Source organism: Alphaproteobacteria bacterium (assembly GCA_035625915.1).
In the GTDB taxonomy this organism is placed as follows: Bacteria; Pseudomonadota; Alphaproteobacteria; order JACZXZ01; family JACZXZ01; genus DATDHA01.
In genome coordinates, this window is sequence record DASPOR010000220.1 from 16,052 (window position 1) to 30,679 (window position 14,628).

The window sequence follows — 14,628 nt, forward strand, 5'->3', positions numbered from 1 at the left end:
CTATATATAAGATCAATATGATATTATGGTTAACACAATTCGGTCCGAGGCAGCGGAGGTGCTCAAGCCTCTGCGGGACAAACCATGGAGGGGATTATGCGAGTTTACGGACAGAGCCTGGAAAGTACAAAGAGCGGCGATTCGATGATTGCGCGCGCCCGTTTTGCGACCGCGCGGGCGGCAGCGCAGACGATCGAACAAAATCGCGCGCTGGATGGCCGCGGAAGCGTGGTGGCATTTTCCGACACGATTGCAACCCAGGACCACGGCGGCTGGCTCGGCCGGTTCGACGGCATGTCCCAACTGGAGCTGTCGTTCGACGATCAGGACAAGGTGCTCTGGTGCTATATGAACCCACCGGGGCGGCCGAGCGTGACACTCCAGCTCGCACGCGAGAGCCGGGCGCTGCAAGGCTCCATTCAGCAGCTCTTTCACGAGCTGAGCGACGACGGAACGCCGCCCATCCGGTATATGGTCTGGTCCTCGAAACTTCCGGGCATCTTCAATCTCGGGGGCGACTTGCGATTGTTCGCTGAATTGATCCGCCGGCGTGATCGTGAGCGGCTGTTCGAGTATGCAGGGGCCTGTGTGGACGTTGTCTACGCAAATGCCGTCAATCTCGACCTTCCCCTCATCACCGTGTCGCTTGTGCGCGGAGACGCACTAGGCGGCGGATTCGAAGCGGCGATATCGAGTAACCTTGTGATTTCCGAACGCAGCGCCAAATTCGGCCTGCCCGAAATGCTCTTCAACCTTTTCCCCGGCATGGGCGCATACAGCCTGATCGCGCGTCGCATCGGCTCGGCGCAGGCGGAGCGCATGATACTTTCGGGCCGCATTTACAGTGCAGAGGAGCTTTTCGAGCTTGGCCTCGTCGATGTCCTGGCCGATGACGGCAAGGGCGAAGATGCCGTCTACGAATATGTCGAGCAATATGGCAGACGCCACAGCGCTCATTGCGCGGTCTACAACGTGCGCAAGCGCGTCAACCCGATCCAGCACGAGGAGCTGATCGATATCGCAAAAATCTGGGTCGATGCGGCGCTTGCTCTCGATGAAAGCGATCTCAGGCGAATGGAGCGGCTCGCGGCGGCTCAGGATCGGCGCATTACGGCACTTGGCCGCAACGCGTGAGAGCTTGAAGCCGAGGCAGTGCGCCGTTCACGAGCCGCGCCCGGTCCCCTGGGATTCACGCGCGTATTGCGAGAGGGCGGTGCGCAGGCGCGAGAACTCGGCTTTGATGCGTTCGACGGAATCGAGCGCGGTACGCTCCAGGTCCGGTTGGCTGGTTGCGCGCATCGAGAGAAGCAGATGGAAAAGCTGGCTCGCGCCGATATTCGCGGCACTGCCACGCAGGCCGTGAACGAGTTCGCGGAAATCGCGCATGTTCCTGGAGCGTGCCGCGACCTCGAGCTGGGCGATGATCTTCTCGCTATCGTCAATGAAGTCGCTGATCAGGCTATCCAGGAAATCGGTGCCCGAGCCGAGCTGACGTAGCCCGTCGAGCATGCGGCGGTCGATGACCGGTTGAGCGTCGCCGCTGAAGCGCGGATGGGTCAGCACGTTGGGGCCGAATGCCTGTTCCGGCGCCGCTTCGGGTTCGACGACCGGCTTCGTGACGTGCCCCTCGATCGTCTCCAGCAGTCGCGCCGGCTCGATCGGCTTGGCGAGACAGGCGTCCATTCCCGCCTCTTCCGCCTTCTCCCGTGCCGCCGGTGTTGCGTCGGCAGTGAGGGCGATGATCGGCAGATGCTCCCCACCTAGATTGGCATAGCGAAAGAGCTTGGTGGCTTCGATGCCGCTCATGACTGGCATGTGCATGTCCATGAGCACAGCGTCGAAGCGATCGACGTCGAGCGCCTCAAGCGCTTCTTCGCCATTGGCGACGATATGGACGTGATGGCCAGCGCGCTCCAGGATCTTGCCGGTTACCCGCCGGTTGACCGGATTATCCTCGGCGACTAGGATGCGCAGGCGACGGTAGACCCGCGTCTGGCGCTTCTCGGCGTCGCGCTCGGCGCGCCGCTCGCTCGCAAGGGCGGAATGAAGTGCTGCGAAGAGTGCTGAATCCGCGGCGAGCGGAGGCAGGACTGCGATGTAGGACCGCTCGAGCGCGCTGCGCGCCGCACCGGCGGGCTCGGCGCTGGTCAGAAGAATTGCCCGAGCACCCGTGCCCACTTCGCCCTGGCGCAGCTCGACCGCAAAACGCTGTGGATCCACGTCGAGCCCCTCCTCGTCGACGATCACGACCGTGCGGCCGTCGAAATCCGTCGGTGTCGCTGAAACGGCGCGAGTCGCTGCACGCACGGTTCGTACTTCGACCGCGGGCACACCCCATTGCTCCAGCCGTCGACGCAATGTCTCGCCCACACCGTCGCGCCCGGAGACGACAACTGCCCGTCCGCTCCCCTCGGCGAATTTCTCGCCTTCGCTGTCGTCAAGGCGCGCGATGGGAAGTTCGAACCAGAAGCAACTCCCCTGCCCCACGACGCTGTCGACCCCGATCCTGCCGCCCATCAAATTGACGAGATGCTGGGAAATAGTGAGCCCAAGGCCGGTACCGCCGGCCTTGCGCGTTGCGCGGTCGTCGGCCTGGGTGAAGCTTTCGAATATGCGGCCACGGGCCTCTTCGACAATGCCAATGCCCGTATCCCGCACCTCGAAGCGCAGGATCGCATCCCCACCCGGGCCGCTGCCGATACGCGCGACCCGAATTGCAATACCCCCTTCTGGCGTGAACTTGAGCGCATTCGAACAGAGGTTGAGGAGTATTTGCCGGAGGTATTGGGCATCGCCACGCAATCGATAGGGTGTGTCGGCCGCGAAATGGGTCGCGAACCAAAGGCCGCGCGCCCGCGCCTGCGGCTCCATAATTGTCGAGACCCCGGCCACCAGTCGGTGCAAATCGAGATCGACCGGATGTACCGAGGCCTTTCCGGCTTCGATCTTGGCGAGGTCGAGGATATCGTCGACGAGCGAAAGCAGCGATCGGCCGGATGCATGGATGGTCTCGACCATGTCGCGCTGCTCGTGATCGAGCTGGGCGTCGCTGAGGAGATCGCTCATCCCGATGATTGCATTGAGAGGAGTCCTGAGCTCGTGGCTCATGTTGGCGACGAACCGGCTCTTCGCCTTGTTCGCCTCTTCGGCAAGCGCCTTTGCCTTCGTCAGCTTGGTGAGAAGGGTAGAGGCGTAGGACGGGATGACCACCAACGCCATCAACAGGCCGAGCGAAAGATAGGGCTGGTAACGCCAATAGGCGCTTGCCAGGATTACGTAGGAAAATCCGGCGAGGCTGAGGATTCCCGAGAACAGAAGGTAGCGTTGACCGTATCTGAAGCCGTTGCCGAGCGTGACCCAGAGGTAAACCGGATACCAGAATGCGGTCAGCTCCTCGCCCGTATGGAGAAAAGCCGTGAGGCATGCGAGATCGACGAGTGCTCCGCAAATGCGACGACCCGGAGATGAGGTCGGCGCCACGACGATATGCGCGAAGATGGCGATCGAAAGTGCGAGGCCGACCGCCGCAATGGCGAACGGGTAGACGAGGCGCTCCGCACTTGCGTAGCCGAACTCCCCGAGGCCCGCGACATAGCAAACGGTAACGAATCCGAAGATGACGCGGATCAGGCTCTGCTCGTGCTCGCTGTCCGGGCGGCCGACAAGCCTGTCGCGCAAGCGTCGTATGAGGCCTAGAACCTGGCCGACTCGTGCTCCCATCGACACCCCGGGACTGCGCGGCGGTTTCCATCTGAAGAAACCTGCCTCACATTAATCCCGCTCCGCTATGATCTTGTTAATATCCTGTAAAACTTGAGACTAATTTCAGCTTTCGTGCCCGAAGGCACGCCTTGTCACCCTGTCCGACTCTTCACCGAAGACCGCTCTCACTCGCCGGCCTCGGCGCGCCGAATGGAACGCTCCGCCGGGAAGCGCACCGTCACCGTGGTCCCGGCCCCTTTGACACTCTCGATGATACAGCTTCCTCCGTGAAGTTCTGTGAGACTCATCACAAGCGGGAGGCCGAGTCCCGTGCCAGAATATTTGCGGCTGAGCGACCCATCGACTTGGCCAAAACGCGAAATCGCAACCGGAAGTTCCTGGGGCGTCATGCCGATGCCCGTATCCTTGACGACCAACTCGACGGAGTCGCCCGATACGGACCGCGCGCCAACCGTGACGCGACCGCCGGGCGGCGTAAACTTTATCGCATTCGACAGCAGATTGAGCAGGATTTGCTTCACCTTGCGCTCGTCCGCACGCAAGAGTGGGAGCGCGTCTTCGCCAGCCGTTTCTAGCTCGATATCCCCATCGCGCGCGCGCCCCTCGACAAGGCGCAGGACATGGCGAATGACTCCATTCACGTCCAGGAACTGCTCGTCGAGCTGCATCTTTCCCGCCTCGATTTTCGAGAGGTCGAGAATGTCATTGATGATCCCCAGCAAGTGCTGAGCGCTCCTGTTGATATCGCCTGCGTACTCGATATAGCGCGCATTTCCGATCGGGCCGAGCGTTTCCTGCGCCGTCATTTCAGCGAAGCCGATAATAGCGTTGAGGGGCGTTCTCAATTCGTGGCTCATATTGGCAAGAAACTCGTTTTTGCTGCGGTTGGCGAGTTCCGCCGATTCCTTTGCCTCGACCAACTCCGTCTCCTCGCGTTTGCGATCCGTAATATCGAAAGCGACCGTAACGGTGTGAGCGACTCGGCCATTGATGTCCCGGAGCGCACTTTTCGTCGCCAGCATGACGCGCGCTCGTCCGTCTACGTCGGTAAGACGCTCCTCGAAAGGTGCTTGATCCTTGCCCGTCGCGAATACCGCGACGTCGCCAGCCTGGCTCCTGGGCCCGAAGCTCGCGCCGAAGATGCGCTCCGAGACAGCGCCGATGGCATCTTCGCGCGCGATGCCGCAAAGCTCGGATGCGTAGCTGTTGAGAAAGACCAGTCGCAAATCCGAATCGGTCGCGAATATCATCGCGGGTACCGAATCGATGACGGCGCGGAGCCGGCCTTCGATCTCCTTTACCGTCTGCTCGTGAAGACGGTGGCTTTGCGCCAGCTTCTGCTCGAGCGAATAGGCCCGGTGCTTGATGATCTGCTGCTGCCGGCGAAGCGCCAGCAAATTACGTGAGCGCGCCCAAAATTCGTGGTGGTCGACCGGCGAGAGCAGAAAGTCCGTGGCACCGGCTTCGAGCGCTTGGTAGCGGAACTCGCGGTCCTCGTAAACGGTCACGACAACCACGGGCACGTCGAAGCAAAACGGCAATCGTCGAAAGCGGCGGACAAATTCGGCGCCATCGATGTTCGGCATCTTGAAATCTGTGATGACGAGATCGGGCGTATGGTCCTCGACCCACGCGAGCGCTTCGACGGGATCGGCGAACGCTTTCACCTCGAGATCGGCCTCGAGCGTGGTGGCAAGCTCGGCCATGATCCGCCGATTGGTCACTCGGTCGTCGATGATGACGATTCTAGTCATTCACTCCAACGCCAAAAAAACAGCTCCTGCCGCGCCTCGATCGAACTGCCCCCGGACCGGCCGCAACCCAAATTCGGCCCCGATGGGCGAGCCGAGGGTCTTGCAGCGCTGTTGATTGATGCCTCTTCGAGGTAAATTATTATTGGTGCTTCTGTGTGTTAGTACAAGTCTATCGTGAATTTTCACGAAGCGCCCAGGCTGTCGCGCAATCATTAAGAACTGCTTAACATGAACTCCCTAGACCTCCAAAGCGCCGCCGCTCGAAGGTGGTAATCGGCCGTTCGAGCCGGGTGGCGATTGCCGGTGAAATGGTTCCTCACTAGACTGCCCGCAAGTCCTATTGCTCGGCCAGCCAAAGAAGCGGAGGGAGGCGATGCCCGAGACGGTCAAATACGTGCTCGATGAGACGAGGATTCCGAGGACCTGGTACAATATCGTCGCGGACTTGCCGCGCCCGCCGGAGCCGCCGCTCCACCCTGGAACACTAAAACCGCTCGGCCCCCAGGATCTCGCGCCGATCTTCCCGATGGCGTTGATCCAGCAGGAAGTCTCGGCTGAACGCGAGATCGATATACCGGGACCCGTCCGAGAGGTTTATAGGCAATGGCGCCCCTCCCCGCTTTACCGCGCGCGGCGGCTCGAGCGCGCACTCGGCACGCCTGCGAAGATTTACTACAAGTACGAAGGTGTGAGCCCCGCCGGGAGCCACAAGCCCAATACCGCCGTCGCCCAGGCCTTCTACAATAAGGAAGCCGGCGTCAAGCGCCTTTCGACCGAAACTGGGGCCGGCCAATGGGGTTCGGCGCTGGCGTTCGCGGGCGCACTCTTCGGGCTCGAAGTCAAGGTCTTTATGGTCAAGGTGAGCTTCCACCAAAAGCCATATCGCAAGGCGCTCATGGAGTCGTGGGGGGCGAAGTGTGTCGCCAGTCCGAGTGCTGAGACCGAGTCCGGGCGCAAAGTCCTCGTCGAGCATCCCGATTCGACCGGCAGCCTGGGGATCGCGATCAGCGAGGCGGTCGAGGTTGCCGCCCAGCGCGACGATACGAAATATGCGCTCGGCAGCGTTCTGAACCACGTCCTCCTCCATCAGACGGTGATCGGCCAGGAAGCGCTTGCACAGCTCGAGATGGCCGGCGACTATCCGGACATCATCGTTGGGTGCACGGGCGGGGGGAGCAATTTCGCGGGCATCGCTTTTCCCTTCCTCGGTATTCAGCTGCGGGGCGGCAGGAAGGTGCGTATCATCGCGGTCGAGCCGTCGGCGTGCCCGACCTTAACCAAAGGTAAGTATGCTTATGATTACGGCGATACCGGGCACCTGACGCCGCTCGTAAAGATGCACACGCTCGGGTCCGCCTTTGTGCCGCCGGGTTTTCATGCCGGCGGATTGCGCTATCACGGCATGGCGCCTCTCGTGAGCCTCATTCAAGAGCTCGGCCTCATCGAGTCCCGTGCCTACCACCAGACGCCGTGCTTCGAGGCGGGTGTGCTGTTTGCGCGGACGGAGGGCGTATTGCCGGCACCCGAGGCGAACCATGCCGTCAAGGGAGCCATCGATGAAGCGCTTCGTTGCAAAAATGAGGGAGTGTCGCGCACCATTCTTTTCAATCTCTGTGGTCACGGCCACTTCGACATGCAAGCGTACATGGATTATTTCGCCGGCAAGCTCGAAGATCGCGACTACAACGCCGACGAACTGAATCGCGCACTTGCCGATTTGCCGAAGGTAGCCGCCGAGTAGCCCCCGCTCGGCCGGTGCATCACATCGCACTGCCGCCCGAGGCCAGATCGCGGGCGGCATGCCGTCCCTTCTTGGCGGATTTCGACGCGACCTTGGCTTGCTTGGTTTGACGTCTTGCGTCGCGCTCGTCGCCGGCTTTGGATATTCCGGTCGGTCCGGTTCTTTCTTCGTTGAGGGGTGCTGGAGCGTTACGCGCAGCCGGCATGCGGATTTCCGGCATCGCGATGTCGAGGCCAGCGAGGGTCATCGGCTTATAAGATGCGCGATCGTACTCATAGCTGTGCGGGAACGGCCGGCAGCAGTCGAATCCGACCTTCGCACCCATGTAGTCGGGAAAGCTCGGGTTGAGACCGTGGCCGAAGACGTTCTCGATTCGAATGATGCCATGCGCCGGATCGAGACGTGTCGCCATCGCCCATTCGACATCGCTCGAGTTCCGGATATCGACATCGTCGTCGACGACCGTCACCATCTTGAGAGGGGGGAACGCGGCAAACGCCGCCATGATGGCCTGCTTGGACCAGCCTGCGCGCTTCTGGGCAATCTGCACGACCGCGTGGTAGAAACCGCAGCCGCCGTGGCTGAAATAGACATCGCTCACACCCGGCACCTGGCGCTGAAGCAGCGCCAAGACATTCGCCTCACCGAGCAGTCCGACCGAGTTCCATACCTCAACCCCCGAGAGTATCGTCTGGAAAACTGGCTTGGCACGATGGTGAATCGCGTGCACATGGACGACAGGCCGCGGCTCGCGCCTGGCGTAATAGCCGGTCACCTCGGCGAACGGCCCTTCGGACGCCACCTCGCCGGGGATCATTTCGCATTCGAGCGCCCACATCGCATTGGCGACGATGTGCACGGGCAGCGTCTTGCCTTCGACGAGTTCGAGGGGTGCGCCGTGAAACTCGCTCGCGATCCCAAGCTCGTCGGTGTCCGCTGGGGCCGCTTCGGCAGGCGTTGCCGCCGCGAAATGCAGCCCGGGCCCAACGCCAACATTGATCGAGAAGTCAAGCGACTCCCCCTTCGCCGCCGCCTTGTTGAGATAAAGTTCAAGGTGCCGTCCCGCATCGATGTTGACGTGCAGCGTATTCCTATTTTGAACCATGAAGCGTTGAATCGACGCGTTGCGAATGCCTGTATCGGGATCGATCGCGATCACCACACCAGCGTCGAAATAGGGGCCGCCGTCCTTGAGCGCATGGATCGGAATCGGCATCTTTGAAAGATCGACCGATTTCTCCGTGACCTCGAAGACGCGTCCGGTCTCCACCATTACCGGATGGACGGGGCGTTGTTGCCACGCCTTGATGCAGCCCGCCACATATTGCGGCAACGTGCGCTCCTCGCGACGCATGAGTGCTGCGAGCAGATCGCGCGACCAATAAAGGCCCGTAAATACCGATGCGGTGTGGCCCTTGACCTTTTCGAAGAGCACGGCGCGCGGCCCACCTTCGAGCTTTGCCGCAATGCCGGCCAAATCGTGCTTGAGGTCGACCTCGCTGCGCACTCGCGCGAGCCGTCCCATTCCGTCCAATTCCTCGATGATCAGGGCCAGATCGCTGATGGGGCTGACCGCCATGCTAACCCTCCCCGCGCTATGGGCCGCCGCCCGGTCGGATTTACTCTGCGCCGGGTTTATTTTCGCCTCGGCCGCGTTCGCGTTCTGCCGTTCGCGGCCTGCTCGCCCCAGCGCTTGACGACGCCAAGTTCGATGCCGAAAAGATCGAGCGAACGCCCGACGGATTGGTTGATTATATCGTCGACCGACTCAGGCCCAAAGTAAAAGGCGGGTATCGGCGGCGCCATGATCGCACCCATCTCCGTGGCGGCCGCCATCGCGCGCAAATGGCCGAGGTGAAGTGGCGTCTCCCGGACCATGAGGACGAGGCGGCGACGCTCCTTGAGCACGACGTCGGCCGCACGGGTCAAAAGGGTAGACGTCACGCCCGACGCGATCTCGGATAGCGTGCGGATCGAGCAAGGTGCGATGAGCATGCCAAGGGTTTTGAACGATCCGCTCGATATCGAGGCGCCGATATCGCCGATGGGATGCACGACGTCGGCAAGCTCCTGTACGCCGGCGACCTTGAGCGAGGTTTCGTAGGCGAGTGTCACTTCCGCGGAGCGTGACATGACGAGATGCGTTTCGATGCCGTGTCCCTTCAGCAATTCGAGGGCCCGCACGCCGTAGATGACGCCCGAAGCACCGCTAATCCCGACGATGAGCCTTTGAGTTGTCGCCGCCACGCGCCCGTCTTCCTTCCAATCCTTAGCGCCCTATGCTCGGCGCGAACACCTCCCGGTGCCGCGCCACGATAGGGGGTGCCGGGGTCGAACGCAATGGTTCGCCAGCGCCGGCGGGAGTAGCGCCTGTTTTTTGGTGTCATTCGCCAGATTCACGGTACGAGGCTAGAAAGCGACCTCGGCCATTTCCATGAGCGGCTTCTTCCCCGCCATGAGGGTTGAGAAATAAGTTCCCGTCTGCGGCAAGAGGCGGGTCATGAAGAACCGTGCCGTCGACAATTTTGCGCGATAGAATTCGCCTTCTCCCGAACCGCCGTCCCCGAGCTTGGCGAGCGAGAGCTTGGCCATCTTGGACCACATGAAGCCCAAGGCGACGAGCCCGAACAGCCTTAGATAATCGCTTGCCGCCGCCCCCACCTCTTCGGGATCGCGCAGGCCCTGTTCCGCGAGCCAAGCTGTCGCTTGCTGCAGCCGGCCGAAGGCCTTGGCAAGCGGCATGACGAATTCGGCCATCTTCGGATCGGCCTGGTTCGCCTCGATGAAGTCGAGGACCGGGTGAAAAAAGCGACGCAGGAGCCGGCCGACATGGGAGCCGAGCTTGCGCCCCACAAGATCGAGAGCCTGGATGCCGTTCGTCCCCTCATAAAGTTGGGTGATGCGCGCGTCGCGCACCAGCTGCTCCACACCGTTCTCGCGGATGAAGCCATGGCCGCCAAAGGTTTGCACCGCGAGGTTCGCCGCCTCGAAGCCCATATCGGTGAAGTAAGCCTTGATGATCGGAGTCAAGAGTGCCACGACATCCTCGGCAGCTTCCCGTGATGCCGGGTCGGGATGTTTTTTTTCCTTGTCGATCTCCATCCCGATCCAATAAGCGAGGGCGCGTGCCGCCTCCACCTGGGCGCGGATCGTGAGGAGCATACGCCGAACGTCGGGATGCACGATGATCGGGTCGGCTGGCTTGTCAGGTTGTTTGGCGCCGGCAAGGGAGCGGCCCTGAAGACGGTCCTTCGCATAGGCGACGGCGCTCTGATAGGCAGTTTCGGCGATTCCAAGGCCCTGGATACCGACGCCGAGGCGTGCGGCATTCATCATGACGAACATGCAGCGCATGCCCTGGTTCGGCTCGCCTACGAGCCAGCCCTTGGCGTCGTCGAAATTCATCACGCAGGTCGAGGAAGCCTTGATGCCCATTTTATGCTCAATCGAACCGCACCGCACGCCGTTGCGCGGACCGATGCTCCCGTCGGCATTCGGCAGGAACTTGGGCACCAGGAACAAGCTGATCCCTTTCGTGCCAGCCGGAGCGTCGGGCAAGCGCGCAAGCGTGAGATGGAGAATGTTCTCCGTCAGGTCGTGTTCTCCCGCTGAGATGAAAATTTTGGTGCCCGTGATCTTGTAGCTCCCATCGCCCGCGGGCTCGGCGCGCGTTCGCAACAGACCAAGATCGGTGCCGCACTGTGGCTCCGTGAGGCACATGGTGCCCGCCCATGTGCCCGTGACGAGCTTCGGCAGATAGCGCTTCTTGATCTCCTCCGACGCGTTCTGCTCGATCGCGTTGTAGGCGCCAGCCGAAAGGCCCGGGTACATGCCGAAGGAAATGTTCGCCGAACAGATCATCTCCTCGAAGACGAGACCGGCATATTTGGGCAGCCCCTGCCCGCCATAGGCCGGGTCGCATGACAGTGCCGACCATCCGCCATCGATGAAAAGCTTGTACGCCTCCTTGAAACCCTTGGGCGTGCGCACGACGCCGTTCTCGTAATGGCAGCCCTCCTCGTCGCCCGTCCGATTGAGCGGAAAGATCTCACTCTCGCAAAGCTTTGCCCCTTCCTCGAGGATGGCGTCGATGACATCGGCTGTCGCCTCCCCATAGCCAGGCAACTTCGAGATCTCGTCGATGCCGAGCAATTCGTGAAGCACGAAGCGTATCTCGCGCAAAGGGGCCTTGTATGTCGCCATGGGCGGTTCCTTCGCTTAGTTCCTGAGCGGTTTTCCGGTCTCGAGCATGTGTTCGATGCGCGCAAGGGTACCCTCTGTCCTGAGGAGCGCCATGAACGACTGGCGTTCGAGCTTTGTCAGGTCGTCCTCGCCCACGGTATCCACGATATCGGTCGTCCCGCCGGAAAGTACCGTGGCAAGCTCGCTCGAGACGGCCACGTCATGAGGGGTCGCCTTGCCCTGGCGTCGGAAGCCCTCGACTGCGAGGTCGAGGGCAGCCTTTGCCGTGGGCCCCGGAAGATGGATTTCCTTGGGCGGCTCGGGTGCTTTGTAGCTCTTGGCGAGTTCGAGTGCTTTGGCCTTGGCGCTCGCCAAGAGGCGATCGCGGTTCATCACGATCCCGTCGGACTCGCGCAGCAGCAGCATCTCCTTCGCCTCGAAAGCCGATTTCGCGACCTGCGCCGTCCCGATCATTTCGAATGCCTTCGAGATCGCCGGCATTGGCCCACCGGGCCGCTTCTTGTTCAAGAGCCAGCGGGTCAGCACCTCCTTGCAGCCGCCCCAACTCGGAACAAGACCGACGCCGACCTCGACGAGGCCCATATAGGTCTCGGCATGGGCCTGAACCGAGCTCGAATGGAGAAGTATCTCGCACCCCCCACCGAGCGCCATGCCCGACGGCGCCGCGACGACCGGGAAAGGCGCATATTTGAGTGCCTTGTAGGTCTGCTGCCCCTTGGAGACCATATCCTCGATCATCGGCCAAAGGGCAACGTTTGCCGCGAAGAGCACCAGGCCGATATTGGCGCCGACGGAGAAGTTGTCCGCCTCGTTGTGGATCACGAGCGCCTTGTATTTTTCTTTGACGAGCTTCGACGATTTTTGGACGAGATCGAGGATGTCGGGATCCATCGAATTCATCTTGCTGTGGAACTCGAGGCAGACGACACCGTCGCCGATGTCCCAAAGTGCCGCCGAGCCGTTCTTAAGAAGCGGTGTCGACCGTAGCTTGACGTCCGAAAGCAGAAGCACGCCGGGACGCCGTTCGAGCTTCGTGTATTCGCCCGCTGTGGTCAGGTACTGTAGTACGCCATCCACGACTTTGTAGTAGGGCCGCCCCGCAGCTTTCGCGAGAAGTGGGGGTACCGCCATGTCCGAGGCTCGCAGCCGCTCCGCGAACCAGCCGGTGCCGAGCTGATCGATGAGCTCGAAAGGTCCATGTTTCCAGGCATAACCGAGCCGCATTGCTTCGTCGACGGCGGGGGCCGTGTCGGCGATTTCGGGCACCAACGACGCCGCATAGGAAAGCGTGTGCGCGAGCACGCGCCACGCATACTTCCCACCCTTGTCCGTATGCTCGACGAGGGCGCGGAGTTTTCCCTTGCGCGCGGCCTCAACACTCTCGAGCCGTGCCTTGGCGGACGGCGCGTAGCGGCCCGTACGGAGGTCGATCGATTCCTTGACGCGGGAACCATCGGCCTTTTTCTCGAGGCGATAAAAGCCGCCCTTGCCTTTGCGCCCGATGTTGCCCTCCGCGATCATCTTGCCGATGAGCGGAATCTCCTTATAGAGCCGGCGGTACATGTCGCTTTCGGGAAGGGTTGCATTCATGCTCGCCGCGACATGCGGCATGAGATCGATGCCGACAAGGTCCATCAGGCCGAAAATTCCGGTCTTGGGAATACCCATCGGTCGACCGACGACAGCGTCGGCCTCTTCGACGGTCAGGCCCATCTCGAAGGCGGCGGAAATCGCAACTTGAATCCAGAGCGTGCCGATGCGGTTCGCAATGAACCCGGGCGTGTCCTTGCAATCGACGACACCCTTGCCGAGCCGCTCATCGGCGAAATTTCGAAGAGCCTCCACTGCCTCTTTGCGCGTGTTGGGGCCCGCCACCAGCTCGAGCAACCGCATATAGCGTGGCGGATTGAAAAAATGCGTGATCAAGAAATCCCGAGCGAAGGACTCGGGGAAACCGTCGACAAGTGATTTAAGCGGGATCGTGGAAGTATTCGAGGATACGATCGAGCCTTTCTTGCGAGCGCCGTCGAGCTTTTCGTAGAGATCGCGCTTGATCTTGGGATTCTCGACGATCGCTTCGACGATCCAATCCACATCGGCGAGCTTGCCGAGATCGTCCTCGAGATTGCCCGGTGTTACGAGTTTCGCGATGGCCTTCGACATGAAGGGTGCGGGATCGGTTTTGAGCATCTGTGCAACGGCATGGGTGGCAATGGCGCTGCGGTCGTTCGAATCTTTCGGCACGATGTCGAGCAAGACCACCGGCACGCCGGCGTTCGCAATGTGCGCGGCAATACCGCTTCCCATAACGCCCGCACCGACGACTGCGGCCCTTTCGATCTTCATCGCACGGCCTCCATGATCGTAGCGATGCCCTGTCCGCCGCCAATGCACATCGTCGCAAGCGCGTAGCGTTTACCCTCGCGCTTCAGCACTTGTGCCGCCTTGCCGGTAATGCGCGCGCCACTCGCGCCGAGCGGATGCCCAAGTGCTATGGCCCCGCCATCAAGATTGACTCGCGACTTGTCAATACCGAGATCGCGGATGCAGGCGAGCGCCTGTGACGCAAAAGCCTCGTTGAGCTCGATGATGTCCATATCCTGGATGGTGAGACCGGCGCGCTTGAGTGCCTTCCGGGTCGCAGCGACCGGCCCTATGCCCATGATTTCAGGCGCGCAACCCGCGACCGCGATGCTCTTGATTCGGGCGAGCGGCGCGAGCCCTTTCTTCTCGGCGTATTCCTCGGTGCAGACCAAGGTCGCCGCAGCGCCATCGGTGAGTGGGGAGGACGTTCCGGCCGTTACTGTGCCGTGGTCGTCGAATGCGGGCTTGAGGGCCGCCAAACCCGCCGCAGTCGTGTCGGGACGAATGCAGCCATCTTTCGCGACTGACTTCCCGTCGAACTTGATCGTGACGATCTCGCCGTCGAGCTTGCCGGCCGACTGGGCGGCACTCGCCTTTCGGTGACTTTCGGCCGCGAAAGCCTCCTGCTCGGCGCGCGTGATCTGATACTTTTGCGCCACGTTTTCGGCCGTGATTCCCATCGAGACGTATGCCTGGGGATATTCCTTCGCCAAGCGTGGATGGGGGAGCGGGTTGAAGCCCATCATCGGCACCCGAGTCATCGACTCAACGCCTGCCGAGATGAAGACCTCGCCGGCGCCCAGTTGAATAGCGCCAGCCGCCATGTGAATCGCATTCATCGAA

At 61.5% G+C, this 14,628-nt stretch carries 8 protein-coding genes and 1 pseudogene; 2 read left to right on the forward strand and 7 right to left on the reverse strand.

Going from position 1 to position 14,628, the window contains the following annotated elements; translation table 11 throughout:
- Positions 1-96: 96 nt before the first annotated feature.
- A complete protein-coding gene (locus VEJ16_18055) occupies positions 97-1,134 on the forward strand; it encodes a crotonase/enoyl-CoA hydratase family protein (GenBank protein HYB11567.1) in 1,038 nt (345 codons plus the stop codon).
- A 27-nt stretch (positions 1,135-1,161) separates the two neighbouring features.
- Here the strand turns inward: VEJ16_18055 and VEJ16_18060 are convergent, their stop codons facing one another.
- Positions 1,162-3,720 (reverse strand): ATP-binding protein, encoded by a 2,559-nt coding sequence (locus tag VEJ16_18060; protein HYB11568.1) that lies wholly within the window; start codon positions 3,718-3,720, stop codon positions 1,162-1,164.
- Positions 3,721-3,887: 167 nt separating this feature from the next.
- Positions 3,888-5,477, reverse strand: a complete 1,590-nt coding sequence (locus VEJ16_18065) for an ATP-binding protein (protein ID HYB11569.1) — start codon at positions 5,475-5,477, stop codon at positions 3,888-3,890.
- A 373-nt stretch (positions 5,478-5,850) separates the two neighbouring features.
- Here VEJ16_18065 and VEJ16_18070 point away from each other — a divergent pair, with 373 nt between their 5' ends.
- Entirely contained in the window at positions 5,851-7,218 is a 1,368-nt protein-coding gene (locus tag VEJ16_18070) for a TrpB-like pyridoxal phosphate-dependent enzyme (GenBank protein ID HYB11570.1), read from the forward strand.
- A 223-nt stretch (positions 7,219-7,441) separates the two neighbouring features.
- Here VEJ16_18070 and VEJ16_18075 read toward each other — a convergent pair.
- The 5 genes and pseudogenes from VEJ16_18075 to VEJ16_18095 all read right to left on the reverse strand — a co-directional run.
- Positions 7,442-8,797 (reverse strand): annotated as a pseudogene (locus VEJ16_18075) (UbiD family decarboxylase).
- A gap of 56 nt (positions 8,798-8,853) precedes the next feature.
- Positions 8,854-9,465, reverse strand: coding sequence for a UbiX family flavin prenyltransferase (locus VEJ16_18080; GenBank protein HYB11571.1), 612 nt, complete (start codon positions 9,463-9,465; stop codon positions 8,854-8,856).
- Positions 9,466-9,627: 162 nt separating this feature from the next.
- Positions 9,628-11,421, reverse strand: a complete 1,794-nt coding sequence (locus VEJ16_18085) for an acyl-CoA dehydrogenase C-terminal domain-containing protein (protein ID HYB11572.1) — start codon at positions 11,419-11,421, stop codon at positions 9,628-9,630.
- A gap of 15 nt (positions 11,422-11,436) precedes the next feature.
- Positions 11,437-13,767 carry a 3-hydroxyacyl-CoA dehydrogenase NAD-binding domain-containing protein gene (locus VEJ16_18090; protein HYB11573.1) on the reverse strand — a complete coding sequence of 777 codons (2,331 nt, stop codon included), beginning with the start codon at positions 13,765-13,767 and terminating at the stop codon, positions 11,437-11,439.
- Positions 13,764-14,628, reverse strand: an 865-nt coding sequence (locus VEJ16_18095; protein ID HYB11574.1) for a thiolase family protein, incomplete at its 5' end; no start/stop codon positions are given. The genes VEJ16_18095 and VEJ16_18090, both read right to left, overlap by 4 nt.

Excerpts from the sequence above, each read along its gene's own strand:
- VEJ16_18055 (HYB11567.1), top strand. The coding sequence starts at position 97 with ATGCGAGTTTACGGACAGAGCCTGGAAAGTACAAAGAGCGGCGATTCG.
- VEJ16_18060 (HYB11568.1), bottom strand. The coding sequence starts at position 3,720 with ATGGGAGCACGAGTCGGCCAGGTTCTAGGCCTCATACGACGCTTGCGC.
- VEJ16_18065 (HYB11569.1), bottom strand. The coding sequence starts at position 5,477 with ATGACTAGAATCGTCATCATCGACGACCGAGTGACCAATCGGCGGATC.
- VEJ16_18070 (HYB11570.1), top strand. The coding sequence starts at position 5,851 with ATGCCCGAGACGGTCAAATACGTGCTCGATGAGACGAGGATTCCGAGG.
- VEJ16_18085 (HYB11572.1), bottom strand. The coding sequence starts at position 11,421 with ATGGCGACATACAAGGCCCCTTTGCGCGAGATACGCTTCGTGCTTCAC.
- VEJ16_18090 (HYB11573.1), bottom strand. The coding sequence starts at position 13,767 with ATGAAGATCGAAAGGGCCGCAGTCGTCGGTGCGGGCGTTATGGGAAGC.